The sequence below is a fragment of the Fictibacillus sp. B-59209 genome, assembly GCF_036216745.1.
In the GTDB taxonomy this organism is placed as follows: domain Bacteria; phylum Bacillota; class Bacilli; order Bacillales; family Fictibacillaceae; genus Fictibacillus_C; species Fictibacillus_C marinisediminis.
The window spans coordinates 425,024-442,383 of sequence record NZ_JARMMC010000018.1 but is presented as its reverse complement, the minus strand read 5'-3'; the positions used below and the strand labels follow the sequence as shown (position 1 = coordinate 442,383).

Genomic DNA, 17,360 nt, shown 5'->3' with positions numbered 1-17,360 from the left:
AACAACTTCTCGTAAAGTAGAAGTTGTTTACCGGTTTCTTCTTTGTACGTTACTCCAATTGGACTGAAAAGATTTAGAGTGGTCTACGAATTTAAAAACAGATTTTCCGCCGAATACTTTAAGTGAGAACCAATGTGCGAGTATACCCATAAAAGCAGTCAATCCGATGACAAAAACAGCGAGCAGGAGTAAATCACGGAAAAACATCACCATCTAATCCCTCCATTGAAAAGGCATACATTTCCTCTTTATTGTATAAGATGTTTATCCCTTTGGAAAGAGGGAAAACTAAATCAAATTCTTTTTACTCTCTCTATAACTAAATCATTTCAGTTAGGAGCTGTCAGGACAAAATGAACTGGTACGAAAAATTAAATCAATATTTCCCAATTGAAGAAATGAAATCTCAAGAACATATGGAACTCCTTCTAGAAGACAAAGGAGATATTTATCATAAAGATGAAGGCCCCCATCATGTGCTGATGTATGTAGAACTGGATGATTTTATTTTCATTGATTATTTGTTCGTGTCTAAAGAATCACGCGGCCAGGGGCTGGGAAAGACCTTGCTGAAAAAGCTTAAAGAAAAAGAAAAACCGATCATACTTGAAGTTGAACCCATTGACTATGAAGATACAGATACCGAAAAACGGCAGCGGTTCTATCGGCGGGAAGGATTTAAGCATGCATCAAAGATTGGTTACAGAAGAAAGTCACTTGCTACTGATCAAGTGAATGAAATGGAGATTTTGTATTGGGCTCCTAAAGGAGAAAGTGAAGAAAGTATTTATGAAAACATGAAAAAGACGTATAATGAGATACACACGTACAAAGATAAAGAATTGTACGGTAAAGCTTATCAGGATGTAGCCGATGTGCTCACCTTTCAGCACGGTAAAGACGCCATAACCGAGTAATTTCTATGGCAAGGAGGTATCTGCATGAAAGCCAAGGATAAGAAAAAACAGAGTAAGCGGGAACTATTGAAAGAGATGTTGAGAAAGAATTTAAAAGGCTTATCCACGGGTCCGAAAAAAGGGCCGGCATCTCAATTCAAATCAATTGCATAAAGTGATTATGGGATGAAAACTATTTCATCCTATTTCTTTTATGTTTTGTGAAACTTTTTTTGGGGTAATACGTCTATATAGATGGAACACATTGTTTTAGTTGGGTTGTATAAGTTTTATTACATTTTTGTGAAGACCTTTCTTGTTTAAAGAAAATGTAGTATAATAAAAAATATGATTTAATAACTATTTTAAAGTAGGGGTTAAATCAGTAGGATGGGGAAGGAGAAGATCCATATGGTTACTTTATTTACTTCGCCGAGTTGTACATCTTGTCGTAAGGCAAAAGCGTGGTTAAAAGAGAATGACATTCCATACCAAGAAAGAAATATCTTTTCAGAGCCTTTGAGCATAGAGGAAGTAAAACAAATCCTTCGTATGACTGAGGATGGAACGGATGAAATTATTTCAACCCGTTCAAAAACATTTCAGGAATTAAACTTGAATGTCGAGACGATGCCTCTACAGGATCTTTATCAGCTTATCGCAGATAACCCTGGGCTTTTAAGAAGGCCGATTATCATGGATGAAAAACGACTCCAGGTAGGCTATAATGAAGATGAAATCAGAAGGTTTTTACCTAGAAAAGTCCGTACGTATCAATTGCTCGAAGCGCAGCGTATGGTTAATTAAAAAAGCTTCTACAGATTAAGTTCTGTAGAGGCTTTTTTTATCAATCATTTATGTTTTCCGGTCCTTCTCGATTTTGAAAGAAAGCCTGCAGCAATCACTCCGATTACGATAATGATGCTGAATGCGGATTTGATGTGGGGGCTGGACAGGAATAAAGGCTGAAGTTCTTTTTCCGAACAGATCATACCCGCTGCTGTGTAGGCCAGAATACCGGCGCCGATATAAATCAGGATTGAAAAGCGTTCCATCATATGAAGGATGGCCTTGCTTCCCCATATAATAATAGGTACAGAGATGATAAGACCAATCACGACGAGCTGAACCGATCCATGTGAAGCTCCAGCAATAGCCAGTACATTATCAAGGCCCATTGCAATATCGGCTACAACAATGGTTCGGATGGCGCTGATCAACGACATGCCTGGTTTAATATTATTTCCGTTTTCATCATGTACCAGCAGCTGGAAGGCGATGTAAATTAACAGAACTCCCCCTGTCAGGTAAAGAAGGGGAACCTTGAGCAAATAGACCACAAGAACGGTTAAGATGATTCTGACGATGATTGCGAGGCCTGTCCCAATAAAAATCGCTTTATTTCTTTGATGCTCAGGCAAATTACGGCTGGCCAGAGCGATTACAATCGCATTATCTCCCCCAAGCAGAATATCAATGGCGATGATCTGTAAGAGGGATATGAGGAAATCTGTTTCCACGAATGCCAAACCCCTTTCAAGTGCTAAACGGGACTATGTATGTTAAAATGTACAAAACTTCTTTCAAATTAAGACCATTTATTTTTTCGAAAAGTCATTTAATCGTTAAAAGAGCCCGTTTAATCTAAAAAAAAGGGCAAAAAAATGGTCAGCATTTTTATTTCCAACTTCGATGTTTTGTCATAGAATAGAAGTACAAGAATGAGCCAGCTTTGGATTGAATTTTCTTTTTTTAGGGAAAAGTGACAATACATCATACCCAGGGGAAATTATCCCTTCATAGGTTACAATACGGTTAGAAGGGAGAGAACGAAATGGAAATAGAAAGAGTCAATGAATTTACAATTAAATTTTTCATAACGTATAGAGATATTGAAGACCGAGGTTTTGATCGTGAGGAAATCTGGTCCGACCGTGAGCGGGGGGAAGAATTGTTCTGGGAAATGATGGACGAAGCCCACCAGCAGGAACAGTTTCCTTTAGAGGGTCCGCTTTGGATTCAGGTGCAGGCCATGGATAAAGGGCTGGAGATTATTGTAACTAGAGCACAGATGTCAAAAGACGGCACCAAGCTTGAATTGCCTCTAGGTGATGAAAAAATCGATCTTCCTGTAGATAAAAATATCGAAAAGATGCTTGATCAGCAGTTTACGCCAGATGATCAAGAGGAAGCTGAAGATATTGAACTTGCAGACGAAGATTATTTGTCCTTTCTGTTAATCTTCAGTGATTTTGAAGATATGATCATGTTATCCCACAACATTGACAGTTCTTTATTCGCAAATTCCCTTTATCACTTTGATAATAAGTATTACTTGTATGTTACGTTCAATCCAGAAACAACGGATAGGGAGCAGGATGATTTATTATCTCAGCTGCTCGAATATGGCACAGATTCTGATGCATCCATCCATCGAATCCAAGAGTACGGAAAACAGATTATTGCTGAGCGGGCCCTTGAAGACATTTCGGCTCACTTTACATTGTAAGCACGCACCGATTTCATTACTTGGAATCGGTGTTTTTATTTTGAAGAAAGCCAGTTCCCTGTTTACTCCAACAAGAGCTGGAGCTGGACAATATATCTATGCAGTTCATTGAAAAAAACAGACGATGATCGCCTGTTTTACTTAACTAGCTTCCATTGGTGCTGCCGATTGCTGGTTTTGGTCTCGCCGCCGTGTGAAATTTCTATTGTGTAAGGTTTTAGTTCAGGAAACGTTGAACCTTCTTGAAGTTCCACACGCTGTCCTCTTTTTACTTTGCCGCCGCCATGGCCTGCTTCAGCATATGTCCCGTTTACGTTTACGGTTTCTCCGGATTTAAACATGATCATACCTTCTTTCTGTTCATCTTTAAGCTCACAAGTTGACTGATAGTCTGACAAATATAGTATAGCAATACATGAAAATATTTCCACTCTAAATCAACCATCTTCTTGAAAATGGGATTTCTTTACTATAAAATAAAAGAAAAAAGAGGTGATGCTATGCTTGTAGCCCATACGAGCACAGGTAAAAGAATCAGTCTTCATACCGGCTACTCTAAAGAAGAGCTGAGGTCTATTCAAAAAAGCAGCGGTTTTTATTGTCCTCAATGCAATGAAAAAGTTCAGATCAAAGCGGGAAACATAAAGATCTGGCATTTTTCACACGTTCCCGGCGTTACCAATTGTACTTTATCAAGAGGAGAATCAATGTACCATCTGCTCGGCAAAAAGCTCTTGTATGAGCATGTCAATAAGGAATTTCCCAATGCACTTCTGGAACCATTCTTTCCGGATATCTCCCAGCGCCCCGATATATGGATACCACCCCAGATTCCCATAGAGTTTCAATGCTCTGCTATTCCATCCCCCATTTTGATTGAAAGATCCAAAGGCTACATCAGCAGGGGAATGACCCCTTTTTGGATCCTCGGTAAGAAAAGGCTTAAAACACTTAGTTCCACTACTTTTCAGATCTCATCATTTGATTGGCTGACCGCCCGAATTTCTTCTGTTAACCACTTGCCCTCACTTTATTACTTCTGTCCTGTTGAAGCAAAAGTGTATCATCTCTCCTCCATTGTTCCTGTTACATCAACAAGAGTGTATGGAAAGCTTGATTCATATCCCCTATGTGAATATTCCTTTCAAACTCCTCATCATCTTCAACCATCAAAAAGAGATTCCCCATTGTTTCAAGTTAAATCCTGGCTGAACGCAAAAAAACAATGGAGACTCCACGCCTTTAAACAAAACCATCAAACCTACCTCCAACTGAAAATCCTTTTTTTTAAAAATCATTCAACGCTTACTTACTTTCCTTCTGAAGCAGGGATGCCTGTCCCTTTTGCTTATACTCTAAAGGAACCTTCATTTATATGGCAGTCATATGTGCTGCTGTACTCCATCATTCCTGTACAGATTGGTGAATCCATTCAGTTCTCCAGCGTATTAAACCATATGAAATGGCTTATCCATAAAAAAATAATAACTCTGCGGGAACTGCCGCTCATTGCAGATGTACATTATTCATTTGCTGTCATGCATTATCTTAACCTGCTTTGCTTTTATGGGATCATTAAACGAGTTGGAAAAAAAGAGTTTGTAAAGATCAGAGACCCCGTTTTCCCAAATACGATGGATCAGGCATTGGCCAATGATTTTATTTTAATGGAGTCAGGGGTAAAACATGGTGTGAATATTCTGTTTTCTGGTAAAATGTAGGTATGCACGAAATTAAAGCAGGAGGTGCCGCTGCATGGCTCAAACAAAATCAAAATCTCTTCCGAAACGAGAAGAATTATTACAGCAGGATACATGGGATCTTGAAGCCATTTACGCAACAAATGACAAATGGGAAGAAGAATTCAATGAAGTTAAAGGCCTTTTGCCTGAATTGAAGGAATTTCAAGGAAAACTTGGAGAATCGGCAGAAACGCTCTATCATTACTTTCAAAAACAGGACGAGCTCACAAAAAAGCTTGGGAAGCTCTATACATACGCCCATATGCGGTACGATCAAGACACAACAAACTCTTTTTACCAAGGATTGAATGACCGGGCATCAAATCTAGCAACTCAGGTAAGCAGTTCTTTATCATTTGCTGTACCGGAAATTCTGTCGTTGCCCGAGGAGACCATTCAAACCTATGTTAAAGAGTATAAAGAACTGGCCTTATACAAGCATGCCTTGGATGAAATCAACCGCCAGCGGCCGCATGTTCTTTCTAAAGAGGAAGAAGCTCTTCTGGCTGATGTCAGTGAAGTGACGGCAAGTGCCAGTACCACATTCGGAATGCTCAACAATGCCGACCTTAAATTTCCTGAAATCAAAGATGAGAACGGAGATGAAGTCGAGGTTACACATGGCAGGTACATCCGGTTTCTGGAAAGCAGCGACCAACGTGTAAGGGAAGATGCGTTTAAAGCTGTTTATGGAACGTATGATAGATTTAAAAATACATTTGCAAGCACGCTGGCAGGTACCGTGAAAAAAGATAACTTTTTTGCCAGGACAAGAAAGTTTGAGTCTGCAAGGCAGGCCGCTTTAGACAGCAATAATATTCCTGAAGAAGTGTATGAAAATCTCGTTAAAACAGTGAATGACCATCTTCATCTCCTTCATCGTTATGTCGACATCCGAAAGCGGGCACTGAATGTAGATGAACTTCATATGTACGATCTGTATACACCGCTAGTTCAGGATGTGAAGATGGAAGTTCCTTATGAGGAAGCGAAAAACCTTGTGTTAGAAAGCCTGAAGCCGATGGGCGAAGAGTATGTGGGTATCGTGAAAGAGGGCTTGGAAAAGCGCTGGATTGATGTACATGAAAATGCAGGGAAACGAAGCGGAGCCTATTCATCTGGAGCATACGGGACGATGCCTTATATATTGCTGAACTGGCAGGACAATGTAAATAACCTGTTTACATTGACACATGAAATCGGGCACTCGGTTCACAGCTATTATACGAGAGAATATCAGCCATATCCTTATGCTGATTATTCCATCTTTGTCGCTGAAGTAGCTTCTACCTGTAATGAAGCGCTGTTAAATCACTACATGTTAAATAAAACAAAAAATAAGCAGGAAAAGCTTTACTTGTTGAATCACCACTTGGAAGGCTTCAGGGGGACGGTATTCCGTCAGACCATGTTTGCAGAATTTGAACAAGCTATCCATGTTAAGGCAGCAAACGGTGAGCCATTAACACCAGAACTTCTCACCAAGATTTATTACGATCTAAATCTGAAATATTTTGGTGAGAATGTGGTGATCGATAAAGAGATCGGCCTGGAATGGTCAAGGATTCCACATTTCTATTACAATTTTTATGTGTATCAATACGCTACTGGCTTCAGTGCGGCAGCTTCTCTTTCAAAACAGATCCTGGAAGAAGGAGAAAGTGCAGTTTCCCGTTACATTGACTTCTTAAAAGCCGGAAGCTCTGATTATCCAATAGAAGTGCTGAAAAAAGCAGGAGTTGATATGACGACGTCTAAACCGATCGAGGATGCATTAAAAGTGTTTGAAGAAATTCTGGATGAGATGGAAGACCTGCTATTTGAGAAATAAAAACAAGAGGAGCTCTTTACCGATTAGACCGGTAAAGAGCTCCTTTAATTGTGAAAGGGTCTTTTCAATTTGTTTCGGTAATTGATACATAACATGAAAAAAAGGATGGAAAGAAAAAGCAAGGGAACGGATAAAGCAAGAGAAATCATTTTTAACAATGAAAGGAGAAAAAAATAAAAGCAGCCGGCAATAAAGAATAAGGACATCGTGAATAAGAACAAATACATGGCGACCCTCCTTGTCTCCATTGTATTCACCCTGTTCAGCCGCTATTCAAAAAAAGACGAACCTTTATGTGAAAGGTCCGTCAGTCAACCGACTTGTGATGAATTGTATCTCCAGAATGTACCGTACTTTACCGGAACACGTTCTACCACCTGTTGAAGAACGAGCTTTTTCATGGCTTTTTCTATCTCATTGGCTGCCAAGTTGTACACGACGGAAAGCTCTTTCGTTGCGACGAACCGGTAAATTTTCATGAACTCTTCAAGAGGGGGAGGGGATTTGGGTTCAGGATAAAACCCAAGCATCTCGCCAATAATTTCAACATAAATCGAATATTGGTAGCTGCCGGCAATTTTTATTCCGTCTTCTTCGGCCTTATCATTAAATATGATAAGGGTAGGAATCTGGTCGATTTCCATTTCATTTGTAAATTTCCAATCGCATTGAAGGGCTTTTATAGCCGATTGTGAATGCATATCTTTTATGAATTCATAAGCGTCCAAGCCAACGTTCTTGGCGATTTCAAAAAGCACTTCTTCTTTTGAAATGTTTTGCTTCTGCAAAAATAAATGCTCTCTAAGCTTGCGCAAAAATTTGTTTCCTGACTGCTTGCCTTGAAGTTCTGCTGCTTTAATGGCAAGGAATACAAGGTAGGGCGCAAGGATGGGATCTTCAAACCAGAGATCACCGTCACAGCTCATGCCCGTCATATTTGCTGTTTTTTCCCATCGGTCTGCAATTCGTTCAGCAGACTGATAGCCTTTCCGTCTTCGAAATGAATTTAAGGAGTCCAATTTCCCGCCAATGATGTGCCTTAATGTGAAATATTGTCCATACTCAACCTGCAATTTCTTTAAGATAGGTTCCAGCGCCCAGCATTCGGGGCATAATGGGTCAATGACAGAGTATAATTCCAAGGGCTTATGACAGCTGGAAGCAGTAAAGTTACCCTTGTGCTTCGCTTCATAAGGATATTCGGCTTCAAAAGGTGTCAATATTTATTCTCCTTTCCATGGCTATCATCGGACGTATTTACCATATGATAAGCAGTCATGGTTAGACGGCTGATAATAAAATCCCTGAGGGGGCCTTCAAGGGATACAGAATCCATTGCTTTCCCCATACACTCCAGCCAAGCTTTTGCATGGCGCTCTGTAATCGGAAAAGGCATATGCCGTGCTCTTAGCATAGGATGCCCATGTTCCATCGTGTATAATGAGGGACCGCCAAGAAACTGAGTAAGAAATTGAATCTGTTTACGTGCAGTTTCAGTAAGATCATCAGGAAACAGGGGCGCTAAATCCTCGTTTTGTTTGACATGTTGATAAAAATTGGTGACCATTTTTGTAAGAACAGCCTCTCCGCCCAGATGTTCATATGGGGTCATATCCATTTCATTCATGGTGAAAACTCCTTCAAGCATTTTTCACAAAATCAGATTCATAACTGGGATTTGGGTGACCGCTGATCACGTTCAAAAAATCCTCAGAGTTTGTTTGTTTTCGAACTCCGCATTTGATGATGCGATAAACTTATTGTAGCAAGGGTATAGCCGGATTAGCAAACAATAGGATTCCCGGAAAAGCCCATAAAAAAACCGCACCTTTCATAAGGGCGGTCAAGCATTCATGCTCTGGTATGATTCCATCACTTTATTTACATAATTTTGTGTTTCTTGAAAAGGAGGGATGCCTCCATATTTAGCTACATTGCCAGGGCCAGCATTATAAGCTGCGAGAGCAAGCTTTTCATCACCGTTATAGCGGTCAAGCATCTGTTTAATGTACTTCACGCCGCCTTCGATATTATCTTCAGGGTTATAGGGATTCTGTACACCAAGCGCCTTTGCCGTCTCAGGCATAAGCTGCATCAATCCCATGGCACCTGCCGGGCTTTTGCTTAATGGGTTAAAACCTGATTCATGCTGTATGACCGACCGGATCAGGCTGGGGTTTACATCATATTTAGCACTGATTCTTTCAAGAATTGAATCGATAACTTTTGCTCCGGATGGGTGCGTTAGCTGTAATGAAGGCTTGGTATTCGGAACAGCCGGCAATGCAGAGACTGTCTTCACTGGTATTACTGGTTCTCCACCAGGCTGATCTAACCCCGCGGCTTCACTCAACTGCTGAAGAATCATGGCAAAGGGTGAAGATACAGGAGCAGCTGCTGTCCCATTTACATTTAACTGCTGAAGCGCTTGAAGCTCCATCAGCATTTTTATAGCATCAATTTTCATTTTTGTTCTCTCCTCAAACTATATGTATAATCATATCAAATGAGGAAGAATTAAACAATTAGAGTTCGCTGTTTTTAGCTTCAAAAAAACGTTGTATCTTATTGAGTGTTTTTCTTTCAGGTATTCCGTATTGCTTCAAGAAAGTGCTAAATTCAAATTCACCTTTTTTTCTTTCTTTCGCTTCATATTCCAGTTCGTAATCGATAACGGAAAGATATTGATTTTCATCGAGGACAAGGAGGCCGTCGGTGGTTTCTTTTTCCGCTCGCTTCGTTGTCAGCGTTCCAAGGTAAACGATGCTTTTCGGATCAACGCCTAAATCGGACAGGATGGAATAAACATGGCCTTCCGCAAACTTTTCGTTATTCATGTAAGAGCTGTATTCTGCTTCGCTGAGTTGTTGATGCGTTTCGAGCAGTCCATCGGGATGAGGCTGCTTTAAGGTTAAAACAAAAGATCCGTTTTTTTCGCGGATTCGCAGGGCACACCGGTGACTTTTAAGTGAAAAATCGGGGGTATCAAAATAATGGTTCGTCTGTGTGGTAAAAGACTCTTCCTTGAGTGAAAGTTCATTAGATAACAGGAAGAATTCATCAGGGGTGAGCATATTTTTAAACTCTATTTCAACTTCTTGCTCCATATTTAGCACTCCTTCGTATATGTACTGCACGAATCCCATTATGACACAGCCTTATTTGATTCTCAAATGACAATCTGTCTCTAAAATTGTGTTAAACTAAAGAGTAGAATAATTGTTTTTAGGAGGTACAGCATGGCAATCAGACATAACATAAAGCAAGCAGAAATAGGTGAACAGCTTACGCTGAGCATAGAGAAGGGTGAAGGCTTTTCCGAATGGAAAGACGGCAGCAGGATGCTTGTTGATTCGGATCAGCTTTCATTCATCTATGTCATGGAAACAGAGGATGACCTCGTATATATTTCGCTGCCAGAGCAGTTTTGGGGACAATTGAGTGAAGCCCTTTCTAAAGAACTTCCCGTTGTACTAAAAACAGCTGAAGAAGACCATTCCTTCGAGCTGTCTGCTCTGCATTCTGAACTGTCTTATTTGCTCGAAAACATAAAAGGCAACAGCAATTATGGCGATAATATGCTTGAGGCTGTAGAACGATTGTTTCCAGCGAATAGCAAGTAATAACAGGAAGGTGGATGAGGCAATGGATTGGGAGACCCTTCTCGCCCCCTACAAACAAGCTGTAGATGAATTAAAAGTAAAATTCAGAGGAATAAGGGAACAATTTCAGAAGACCACAAAGCAATCACCGATTGAATTCGTCACAGGAAGGGTAAAGCCTATTAATTCTATTTTGAATAAGGCGTGGCAAAAAAATATACCGTTTGAAAAAATAGAAGAAGAAATTCAGGACATTGCCGGTTTGCGCATCATGTGCCAGTTTACGGATGATATTAAAAAAGTGACAGATATGCTCAGGAACCGCAAAGACTTCGAAATAGTTGAAGAGCGGGATTACATCACGAACAAAAAGCCAAGCGGCTACAGATCCTATCATCTGGTCATCCGTTACCCTGTGCAGACCTTGGAAGGGGAGAAGCCCTTGCTGGCAGAAGTTCAAATCCGTACGCTGGCGATGAATTTTTGGGCAACCATTGAGCATTCTTTAAACTATAAATATCAGGGACAGATCCCGAAAGACATTCAGCTGCGCCTGCAGCGGGCAGCGGAGGCCGCAGGCCGTCTGGATGAAGAAATGGCTGAGATCAGAGGCGAGGTTCAGGAGGCACAAATCGTATTTTCGGAAAGAACGGATGATGGGAAAGGATCCAGTCCGACTACATAATTTCTTCGAAAGAAGGTGATCCATTCGTGAATTTTGCCATTATTTCAAAAGGCGACCAAAAGTCAAATACGCTGAAACAAAAAATTAAGACCTATCTGCAGGAATTTGAGCTGCAATACAATGAGACGGAACCGGATATCGTGATTACGGTTGGCGGGGATGGCACATTGCTTCACGCTTTCCATCACTATGTACACCGGATTGACCAGACGGCATTTGTCGGGATTCACACGGGCCACTTAGGCTTTTTCGCCGATTGGGTGCCGGATGAAGTGGAAAAGCTCGTGATTCATATTGCAAAAACACCCTACCAAATTGTAGAATATCCGCTTCTTGAAGTGACAGTCCGCTATCTGGATGATGTTGATGAAAAAAGCTATCTCGCCCTTAATGAATGTACAGTCAAAAGCGGCGAGGGCTCTCTTGTCATGGATGTGGAAATTAAAGGTGATCTGTTTGAAACATTCCGCGGGGATGGACTCTGTATTTCTACACCATCAGGAAGTACGGCTTATAACAAGGCTCTTGGAGGAGCGATCATTCATCCTTCACTTCCATCCATCCAGCTTTCGGAAATGGCTTCGATCAATAACCGTGTATTCCGTACAATTGGTTCACCCCTGGTGCTTCCTCAGCATCATACATGCATGCTGAAACCGGTGAACGATGTGGATTTCCATATTACCATCGACCATTTGTTTCTGCTGCAAAAGAAAGTCAAATCGATACAATGCCGGGTAGCTGAAGAAAAGATCCGGTTTGCCCGATTCCGTCCTTTCCCATTCTGGAAACGGGTGAAAGAAGCCTTCGTTACCGATTAACAGGAGACATTATGACCACATTTACAATAACGTGGAAGGTTAAAGAAAATGAGGCTGGTTTGCTGCGTGAATTTTTGCTGCTTCATAAAAATATTTCTAAAAGCGCACTGGCTGATATTAAGTTTACTGGAGGAGAGCTACTCGTAAATGGAGTACCTTCTACTGTCAGAAAAAGTGTGAACACCGGGGATGAGGTTGAGGTCCGGTTTCCACCCGAGGAAATCAGTTCTCATATGGCGCCGATTCCTATGCTGCTTGATATCCTGTATGAGGATGAACATCTTCTCTTCGTAAACAAGCCTGCAGGGATTCCTACCATACCATCACGCTACCAGCAGAACGGCTCCCTGGCCCAGGGAGTCCTTTCCTATTATGAACAGGAAGGGATTCAGAGCACATTTCATGCCGTCAACCGTCTTGATAAGGATACTTCGGGTCTCGTCATGATTGCGAAGCACCGTTTTGCACATTCGTTATTGTCTCAGCAGCAGAAGATAAAAGCGATCAAGCGAACCTATCTAGCTGGTGTGGAAGGCAGGTTTGAAAGTCTGAGCGGGACAGTGGACGCCAGCATTGGAAGGAATCCTGATAGTCTGGTTGAAAGGATGGTCACAGATCAAGGTCAGAAGGCCATTACTCATTTTAAAGTGCTGAAGGAGTTAGCGGGGAACAGTCTTGTTTCTCTGCAGCTTGAAACCGGTCGGACCCATCAGATACGCGTTCATATGGCCCATATCGGACATCCGCTGCTCGGAGACGACCTATATGGTGGACAGGTAGATCTGATTGTTCGGCAGGCCCTCCACAGCTGGCAGGTCTCCTTCTATCATCCGTTAGAGGAGAAGATGATGAACGTAGAGGCACCGCTGCCGCAGGATTTACAGCAGCTTTTTGGAGACGTAGCAGAACAGTAAAAAAAAGCCCTTTTGGGGGCTTTTTTTTGTTGGTCCAGTTCTTACAAGAAACTCCGAAACTTTTCTTCAACAAATGGCATAGTCGAAGGTACAGAAACGGTCTGTTTCTCAGGATGGCGCAGGGCGGTCAGGCGGTTGCCAAACACGCAGCCGGTATCAATGTTAATGGTGCCATTCACTTCCCGCGGTTCTAAGACAGGAGTATGGCCATAGATGATGCAGGCATTCCCGCTATAATGACTTGCCCAATCCCTTCTAACGGGTGTTCCATCCGGATTGGTTTCACCTGTAATATCACCGTACAATACAAAGGTCTCAACTTTCTTCCCGGACTTCCCGATATAATCCTCTCGAATTCCGGCATGGGCAATCACAAGCTGGCCATGGTCAAGTACAAGATATAGGGGAGAGCTTTCATACAGCTCCATGAAATGATTTTTCACCTGATTAAACTCGCTGGGCGGAAGTTCATTTAGCTCAGCTACGGTTGTTTCCAGTCCGTGAGTAATCTTAACATTACGGCCCAGGAAATAGCGGTAAAGCTTATTGCAGTGGTTTCCCGGAACATACAAGGCTTGATCAGCCTTGAACAGCTGATAGACATGTTCCATCACTTTGATAGAGCAGGGGCCACGGTCCATAAGATCACCAACGAAAACCAGTTTACGATCCTCATCATGTACAGGCATTTCATTTTTCCATATGTATCCTAGCTTCATGGTTAGTTCATAATATTCATCCCAGCAGCCGTGAATGTCTCCGATTACATCGTATTTCATGTTCGTCACCTCAATTATCCTTTACTTACTATAACCTCAAGAGAAAAGAAAAACACCTGCAAAAACAGGTGTTTTACTCAAACATATATTTTCTTGTCCTTGATCGAACATTGAGCACGAGGCCAAAAGCGATCATCTGGGCCAGAACCGAACTTCCTCCGTAACTGATGAAGGGGAGTGGAATTCCTGTGATCGGCATAACCTGAATATTCATTCCGATATTTTGGAAAACCTGGAATGTGACCATCCCAATTACACCTGCACACAGGTAGCTTCCAAATGCTTCATTGCTTTCTAACGCTGTATTGATCATTCGGTAGATCATAAGGAAGAATAAAGAAATCAATACGCTTGTACCGATAAAGCCCCATTCTTCACCAACGATTGAAAAGATGAAATCCGTCTGTGCCTCTGGAAGGTAAACAGACCCATGGGTAAAGCCCTTTCCGAACAGCTGTCCTGAACCGATGGCCATTAAGGCGTTCCGGATATGGTAACCTTCATCTTTGTGTCCATAGGGATCAAGCCAGGCGTAAAAGCGTTCCAGCTGATATTCATCAAGGATATGATCCAGGAAAAATTGCGGGAAGGTAAAATAGATCCAAACCAGCAAGGTGATAAAAAGAACGCCTATTAAAATGATCACGGCAATAATCCGCCACCTGATTCCGGATACGAGCATCAGACTCAGTGTAAGGGCGATAAACACCAAACTTGTACCGAGGTCAGGCTGCATCAGGATGAGGAGCATTGGAGGCATGACGATCAGCGCAATTTTACCGATAAGCAGCAAATCTTCATGCAGGGTCCGCACAATATATTTTTCATTATGGGTTGCAATGGTATTGCTGATCGAAATAATCAAGGCGACCTTCATCAGCTCTGATGGCTGAAGAGCGAAGGGACCGAAGCGGAACCAAGCTCTTGCCCCATTAATATTCGGTACTAGAGATTCAGGAGCAATTACAATCCCGATCAAGAGCAGGATGCCGAAACCGTACAAATACCATGATAGTTTTCTAAACTGGTCAAAATCCAGAATCATTACACCGGCAACAGCGAAAGCGCCGACTACGTACCACATAAGCTGCTTGATAACAAAGTTAGAATCATATTGTGCAATTTCCTGGGCACTGTATATGGCCATACAGCTTATGCATATCATTAGAAACAGTAAAAATATTAAATTATAATCAATCTGCTGCAGAGGGGACTGCCTGTTATTTTCCATTGCATTCATACTCCTTATCTCGGATAACATGTTCTATCTTACCGAAAAATGAGAAGTTTGCATACTGAAAAGGGGGACATTAATTTGACAATTACATTACTTCTTTTTTATAGTGGACAAAATCAAGTGGTGCATACTGATATATAAGGAGTTTTTATGTCATACATCTTGGGTAAATAAGTACTTATTGTAAAAAAGGAGGTAGCTATGGGAGGCCATGCTTCAATTTCTTCACTCGTTATCGTCATTTTAACAGCATTCTTTATACCAATTCTGCTCAACAAGTTTAAGATCAGGTTTTTACCGGTAGTGGTCGCGGAGATCATCGCCGGAATCATCATTGGAAAAAGCGGATTTGATATTGTTCATGCGGGAACATGGCTGGATATCCTTTCCGTGCTCGGTTTCATCTTTTTAATGTTCTTAAGCGGGCTCGAGATTGATTTCTCGGTGTTTGCTCCAAGTTCAGAGAAGAAAAAGCTGGCGAACGGTAAGACAGAACCGAACCGGCTGGCTGTCTCCACCATTATTTTTACTTTGATTTTCGTCATCTCTTTTGCTTTATCCATGGTCTTTGTATGGACCGGGTTTACTGATAATGCGTTCTTTATGACGCTGATCATCTCGACAATATCATTGGGAGTAGTTGTACCGACTTTAAAGGAAGAGGAGTTGTCCAAGACTGGAATCGGCCAGATTATTCTTTTGATCGCGGTCATCGCCGATCTCGTCACGATGATCCTGCTCGCTGTATTCGTTTCTCTTCAATCGGGAGACAGCGGACAGATGTGGCTTCTGCTTATTCTATTCGGTGCTGGCATTGTACTGTATTTTATCGGAAAGTACATGCGCCATCATACGTTTCTTGAAACACTTTCTAAAGGGACAGTACAAATTGATACACGAGCCGTATTCACGCTAATCATCGTTCTAGTCGGTGTTTCTGAATCCGTAGGTGCTGAAAACATCCTGGGAGCCTTTTTGGCTGGGGTATTAGTCTCACTTCTTTCTCCGAATCAGCATATGGTCCATAAACTGGATTCCTTTGGCTACGGATTTCTTATTCCGATCTTTTTTGTTATGGTCGGTGTGGAGCTGGACCTGGTTTCTGTATTAAAGGACCCGAAAGTGCTCATCTTGATTCCGTTGCTGCTTTTAGGGCTCTTGATTTCTAAATTTGTTCCTATATTAGTGCTGAGAAAATGGTATGACTGGAAGACTGTACTGGCATCAGGATTTTTATTGACGTCTACCCTATCACTCGTAATTGCTGCGGCAAAGATTGGTGAAAGGATTAAAGTGATCGATTCTAGAACATCATCAGCCTTGATCTTGACGGCGGTCATCAGCTGTATTATCACACCGGTGTTCTTTAAGAAGCTCTTGCCGAGAAAAAAAATCGAAAACGCCAAAGAAAGATTGGCCATCATCGGTGCCAATCAATTTACACTGCCAGTTTCCAAAGAACTCGACAGCGGGCGCTATGAAAAGAAGGTCTATCACACGAGACAAGAAGAAAAAGATCCGAAGCAGCTGGAATCCTTTGAGATCATCGAACTGGAGGACTATTCAGCAGATACACTAAAAAACAGCGGTGCCTTTGATTCGGATATTCTGATCGTAGCTACGGGTGAAGACGGTGTGAACGAATCGATCGCCCATGAAGCCAGCAATTATGGCATCAAACGGGTCATCACCCGAATTGAGGATCCCTTGAAAAGGGAAGAGCTGGGCAATAAAAATATTGAAGTATACTCTGCCTTTTTCAGCTCTCAGGTACTGCTTAAGATGATGATTGAGAATCCATCGGTCGCGAGCTTTCTATCCCATAATGACAATTCTCTATATGAGATTTCAGTGAAAAATATGGATTATCATAAAACCGCACTCCGAAACTTCCCGCATTTTGGAGATGCGATCATCGTCAGGATTTTCCGAGGCAAGGATTCTCTCGTTCCTCATGGCGATACCGAAATTTTGTTCGGTGATAAGCTGATTGTGACAGGCAGCAGGGAACATATTAAAGAGTTAAAGCGTGTATTAAGGTAAAAGAAGACGTACGAAAGCATGCTGTTTTTTTTCAGCAGCCTGCTTTCGGCGTCTTTTTGTATGAAATTACGTCCATACTAACGATAAAAAGGAGTGATGAAAATGAGTTTGCCAATCGTTAGATGTCCTCAATGCCACAAAGAAGCAGAGATTGATGCCGTACTGACGGCTCAGTCCAATCAAAATGTAATCTTTAACTGTCCCGGCTGCGGTTACGAAGCCCGAAATATTGAAACGAGCAAAGGATAAAAAAGATAAGAGGGTTCTAGTATTTCCTTTCTTTTAAAATCTGTTATACTAA

General features: G+C 41.7%; 21 protein-coding genes. 12 read left to right on the top strand and 9 right to left on the bottom strand.

From position 1 onward, the window contains the following. Window positions 1-27: 27 nt before the first annotated feature. The gene (locus P4361_RS15110; protein WP_053354756.1) at window positions 28-213 is read right to left on the bottom strand and encodes a hypothetical protein; all 186 of its coding nucleotides are present in this window, start codon (window positions 211-213) and stop codon (window positions 28-30) included. Between the two features lie 140 nt (window positions 214-353). Here P4361_RS15110 and P4361_RS15105 point away from each other — a divergent pair, with 140 nt between their 5' ends. The 3 genes from P4361_RS15105 to spxA all read left to right on the top strand — a co-directional run bounded on the left by P4361_RS15105 (window position 354) and on the right by spxA (window position 1,703). Next, on the top strand, window positions 354-917 hold the full coding sequence (locus P4361_RS15105) for a GNAT family N-acetyltransferase (protein WP_053354755.1): 564 nt from the start codon (window positions 354-356) through the stop codon (window positions 915-917). Window positions 918-941: 24 nt separating this feature from the next. Beyond that, window positions 942-1,070, top strand: a complete 129-nt coding sequence (locus P4361_RS15100) for a hypothetical protein (protein WP_255357533.1) — start codon at window positions 942-944, stop codon at window positions 1,068-1,070. 237 nt (window positions 1,071-1,307) lie between these two features. Next, on the top strand, window positions 1,308-1,703 hold the full coding sequence (gene spxA / locus P4361_RS15095; protein ID WP_007203028.1) for a transcriptional regulator SpxA: 396 nt from the start codon (window positions 1,308-1,310) through the stop codon (window positions 1,701-1,703). 44 nt (window positions 1,704-1,747) lie between these two features. On the opposite strand, the gene P4361_RS15090 is transcribed toward spxA, so the two are convergent. After that, window positions 1,748-2,416: a TerC family protein gene (locus P4361_RS15090; protein ID WP_053354754.1), complete on the bottom strand. Its 669-nt coding sequence runs from the start codon at window positions 2,414-2,416 to the stop codon at window positions 1,748-1,750. A gap of 314 nt (window positions 2,417-2,730) precedes the next feature. Here P4361_RS15090 and mecA point away from each other — a divergent pair, with 314 nt between their 5' ends. Then, window positions 2,731-3,405 (top strand): adaptor protein MecA, encoded by a 675-nt coding sequence (gene mecA, locus P4361_RS15085; protein ID WP_248252375.1) that lies wholly within the window; start codon window positions 2,731-2,733, stop codon window positions 3,403-3,405. Window positions 3,406-3,542: 137 nt separating this feature from the next. Here mecA and P4361_RS15080 read toward each other — a convergent pair whose 3' ends face one another. Continuing rightward, window positions 3,543-3,746 (bottom strand): YjzC family protein, encoded by a 204-nt coding sequence (locus P4361_RS15080; RefSeq protein ID WP_328089913.1) that lies wholly within the window; start codon window positions 3,744-3,746, stop codon window positions 3,543-3,545. A gap of 159 nt (window positions 3,747-3,905) precedes the next feature. On the opposite strand from P4361_RS15080, the gene P4361_RS15075 reads away from it, so the two are divergent. Then, window positions 3,906-5,126, top strand: a complete 1,221-nt coding sequence (locus tag P4361_RS15075; protein ID WP_328089911.1) for a competence protein CoiA — start codon at window positions 3,906-3,908, stop codon at window positions 5,124-5,126. A gap of 34 nt (window positions 5,127-5,160) precedes the next feature. Continuing rightward, window positions 5,161-6,978 (top strand): oligoendopeptidase F, encoded by a 1,818-nt coding sequence (gene pepF / locus P4361_RS15070; RefSeq protein WP_328089910.1) that lies wholly within the window; start codon window positions 5,161-5,163, stop codon window positions 6,976-6,978. A gap of 311 nt (window positions 6,979-7,289) precedes the next feature. On the opposite strand, the gene P4361_RS15065 is transcribed toward pepF, so the two are convergent. The 4 genes from P4361_RS15065 to P4361_RS15050 form a co-directional block, all read right to left on the bottom strand. Continuing rightward, window positions 7,290-8,198, bottom strand: a complete 909-nt coding sequence (locus P4361_RS15065; RefSeq protein ID WP_425590264.1) for a ClpXP adapter SpxH family protein — start codon at window positions 8,196-8,198, stop codon at window positions 7,290-7,292. Continuing rightward, a complete protein-coding gene (locus P4361_RS15060; RefSeq protein ID WP_175501879.1) occupies window positions 8,195-8,605 on the bottom strand; it encodes a globin in 411 nt (136 codons plus the stop codon). Before P4361_RS15060 ends, P4361_RS15065 begins: the two co-directional genes overlap by 4 nt. Before the next feature lie 216 nt (window positions 8,606-8,821). Beyond that, entirely contained in the window at window positions 8,822-9,445 is a 624-nt protein-coding gene (locus P4361_RS15055; RefSeq protein ID WP_328089909.1) for a lytic transglycosylase domain-containing protein, read from the bottom strand. A 58-nt stretch (window positions 9,446-9,503) separates the two neighbouring features. Continuing rightward, window positions 9,504-10,085, bottom strand: a complete 582-nt coding sequence (locus tag P4361_RS15050) for a CYTH domain-containing protein (protein ID WP_328089908.1) — start codon at window positions 10,083-10,085, stop codon at window positions 9,504-9,506. Window positions 10,086-10,217: 132 nt separating this feature from the next. Here P4361_RS15050 and P4361_RS15045 point away from each other — a divergent pair, with 132 nt between their 5' ends. The 4 genes from P4361_RS15045 to P4361_RS15030 are packed head-to-tail and all read left to right on the top strand — an operon-like array spanning window position 10,218 to window position 13,000. After that, window positions 10,218-10,601, top strand: a complete 384-nt coding sequence (locus tag P4361_RS15045; RefSeq protein ID WP_328089907.1) for a hypothetical protein — start codon at window positions 10,218-10,220, stop codon at window positions 10,599-10,601. Between the two features lie 22 nt (window positions 10,602-10,623). Next, entirely contained in the window at window positions 10,624-11,265 is a 642-nt protein-coding gene (locus tag P4361_RS15040; protein ID WP_053354744.1) for a GTP pyrophosphokinase, read from the top strand. 26 nt (window positions 11,266-11,291) lie between these two features. Next, complete coding sequence (locus P4361_RS15035) at window positions 11,292-12,086, top strand: NAD kinase (protein ID WP_053354743.1); 795 nt, start codon at window positions 11,292-11,294, stop codon at window positions 12,084-12,086. Window positions 12,087-12,097: 11 nt separating this feature from the next. After that, window positions 12,098-13,000 (top strand): RluA family pseudouridine synthase, encoded by a 903-nt coding sequence (locus tag P4361_RS15030; protein ID WP_328089906.1) that lies wholly within the window; start codon window positions 12,098-12,100, stop codon window positions 12,998-13,000. A 41-nt stretch (window positions 13,001-13,041) separates the two neighbouring features. Here the strand turns inward: P4361_RS15030 and prpE are convergent, their stop codons facing one another. Further along, the gene (gene prpE / locus P4361_RS15025; protein ID WP_328089905.1) at window positions 13,042-13,779 is read right to left on the bottom strand and encodes a bis(5'-nucleosyl)-tetraphosphatase PrpE; all 738 of its coding nucleotides are present in this window, start codon (window positions 13,777-13,779) and stop codon (window positions 13,042-13,044) included. Window positions 13,780-13,852: 73 nt separating this feature from the next. Continuing rightward, window positions 13,853-15,010, bottom strand: coding sequence for an FtsW/RodA/SpoVE family cell cycle protein (locus P4361_RS15020; RefSeq protein WP_053354740.1), 1,158 nt, complete (start codon window positions 15,008-15,010; stop codon window positions 13,853-13,855). 207 nt (window positions 15,011-15,217) lie between these two features. Between P4361_RS15020 and P4361_RS15015 the strand changes: the two genes are divergently transcribed. Further along, a complete protein-coding gene (locus P4361_RS15015) occupies window positions 15,218-17,059 on the top strand; it encodes a monovalent cation:proton antiporter family protein (RefSeq protein WP_328089904.1) in 1,842 nt (613 codons plus the stop codon). 102 nt (window positions 17,060-17,161) lie between these two features. Next, on the top strand, window positions 17,162-17,308 hold the full coding sequence (locus P4361_RS15010; RefSeq protein ID WP_091006588.1) for a hypothetical protein: 147 nt from the start codon (window positions 17,162-17,164) through the stop codon (window positions 17,306-17,308). The last annotated feature ends 52 nt before the right edge of the window (window positions 17,309-17,360 follow it).